This window comes from Acidaminococcus nyctereutis, from assembly GCF_052216985.1.
GTDB lineage: Bacteria > Bacillota > Negativicutes > Acidaminococcales > Acidaminococcaceae > Acidaminococcus > Acidaminococcus fermentans_A.
Map to the genome: position 1 here is coordinate 1,736 of NZ_JBQOUY010000053.1, position 2,773 is coordinate 4,508.

General features: G+C 54.2%; 1 rRNA gene. It reads left to right on the plus strand.

What is annotated here, in order from left to right:
• A 23S ribosomal RNA gene (locus tag ACTUHY_RS12730) occupies positions 1–2,773 on the plus strand; the annotation flags it as partial.

Here is a 2,773-nt window from a genome sequence, read left to right on the forward strand (position 1 = left end):
ATGCCTTGGCACTAAGAGCCGATGAAGGACGTGGTAAGCTGCGAAAAGCTACGGGGAGCCGCAAGCAGGCTTTGATCCGTGGATGTCCGAATGGGGAAACCCGCCATCCGTCATGGGATGGCATCCTTCGGGAGGGGAACCCGGTGAACTGAAACATCTAAGTAGCCGGAGGAAGAGAAATCAAACGAGATGCCCACAGTAGCGGCGAGCGAAGAGGGCAGAGCCTAAACCAGAGAGCTTCGGCTCCCTGGGGTTACGGACTGGCATAAGCGAAGTCCAATCTAGTCGAATCACCTGGAAAGGTGAGCCACAGACCGTGAGAGCCGGGTAGATGAAAGATCGGATGAGTGGCCAGTATCCAGAGTACCGCGAAGCACGAGGAATTTTGCGGGAAGTCGGGGGGACCACCCTCCAAGGCTAAACACTTCTTAGTGACCGATAGCGCATAGTACCGTGAGGGAAAGGTGAAAAGAACCGCGGGAGCGGAGTGAAAGAGAACCTGAAACCGTATGTCTACAAGCAGTCGGAGCGCAAGCGACGGCGTGCCTATTGAAGAATGAGCCAACGAGTTACGGGCACCAGCGAGGTTAAGCAGGAAATGCGGAGCCGTAGGGAAACCGAGTCTGAAAAGGGCGGATAGTTGGTGTTCGTAGACCCGAAACTGTAGTGATCTACCCATGATCAGGTTGAAGCACGGGTAAAATCGTGTGGAGGACCGAACCGGTGAGTGTTGAAAAACTTTCGGATGAATCGTGGGTAGCGGTGAAATTCCAATCGAACGCAGAGATAGCTGGTTCTCCTCGAAATAGCTTTAGGGCTAGCCTCAGGCAGTAAGCATAGGCGGTAGAGCACTGATCGGGATAGGGACTGTAATGGTTACCGAACCCTGTCAAACTACGAATGGCTATGCTGCAGAGCCTGGGAGTCAGACTACGAGAGATAAGTCCCGTTGTCAAAAGGGAAACAGCCCAGACCATCAGCTAAGGTCCCCAATGCCATACTAAGTGGAAAAGGATGTGGGGTCTCATAAACAACCAGGATGTTGGCTCAGAAGCAGCCACCATTTAAAGAGTGCGTAATAGCTCACTGGTCGAGAGGCCCTGCGCCGAAGATTCCCGGGGCTAAAGTATGGAACCGAAGCTATGGATGCAAGCTCAGGCTTGCGTGGTAGAGGAGCGTTCCCATCGGGCTGAAGCCGTACTGGAAGGTACGGTGGACTGGTGGGAAGTGAGAATGTTGGCATGAGTAGCGAAAAGAATGGTGAGAATCCATTCCACCGAAAGCATAAGGATTCCTGAGCAACGATCGTCGTCTCAGGGTAAGTCGGGACCTAATCCGAGGCAGAGAGCGTAGGAGATGGACAACTGGTTGATATTCCAGTACCGGCAGTGATCGTTTGAACGAAGGAGTGACGCAGGAAGGCAGGTCCGCACGAGATTGGTAGATCGTGTGCAAGCGTGTAGGCTGGTTACCAGGCAAATCCGGTAACTGAGGCTGAGGCGTGACGCGGAGGGAACTTGTTCCCGAAGGGATTGAGCCTACGCTGCCGAGAAAAGCTTCTAGTGAGAAAGCTGCCGCCCGTACCGTAAACCGACACAGGTATGCGGGGAGAGAATCCTAAGGTGCGCGGGAGAACCCTCGTTAAGGAACTCGGCAAAATGTACCCGTAACTTCGGGATAAGGGTAGCCACAAAGGTGAAGGGACTAGCTCCTGGAGCCCGGTGTGGTCGCAGAGAAGAGGCCCAAGCGACTGTTAACCAGAAACACAGGTGCCTGCGAAAGAGAAATCTGAAGTATAGGTGCTGACACCTGCCCAGTGCTGGAAGGTTAAAGAAGGATGTCCGGGTTCGACCCAAAGCATTCGACTGAAGCCCCAGTGAACGGCGGCCGTAACTATAACGGTCCTAAGGTAGCGAAATTCCTTGTCGGGTAAGTTCCGACCCGCACGAAAGGTGTAACGATTTGGGCACTGTCTCAACGAGGGACCCGGTGAAATTGAAATACCTGTGAAGATGCAGGTTACCCGCGACTGGACAGAAAGACCCCATGGAGCTTTACTGTAACCTAATATTGGGTTCTGATACTTGATGCACAGGATAGGTGGGAGGCATGGAAGGCAGTCCTCTGGGATTGCCGGAGCCGCCGTTGGGATACCACCCTTCAATTATCGGGATTCTAACCGAGCGAGTAACGATCGCCGGGACAGTGTTAGGCGGGCAGTTTGACTGGGGCGGTCGCCTCCTAAAGAGTAACGGAGGCGCCCAAAGGTTCCCTCAGCGCGGACGGAAACCGCGCGCGGAGTGTAAAGGCAGAAGGGAGCTTGACTGCGAGCCAAACACGGCGAGCAGGTACGAAAGTAGGGCTTAGTGATCCGGTGGCATCCAAGTGGAAGGGCCATCGCTCAACGGATAAAAGCTACCCTGGGGATAACAGGCTAATCTCTCCCAAGAGTCCATATCGACGGGGAGGTTTGGCACCTCGATGTCGGCTCATCACATCCTGGGGCTGAAGTCGGTCCCAAGGGCTGGGCTGTTCGCCCATTAAAGTGGTACGTGAGCTGGGTTCAGAACGTCGTGAGACAGTTCGGTCCCTATCCATCGCGGGCGCAAGAGATTTGAAGGGGGCTGCTCCTAGTACGAGAGGACCGGAGTGGACGGACCGCTGGTGTACCAATTATCCTGCCAAGGGTATAGTTGGGTAGCTACGTCCGGAACGGATAAACGCTGAAAGCATCTAAGCGTGAAACCATCCTTAAGATGAGATCTCTCACAGC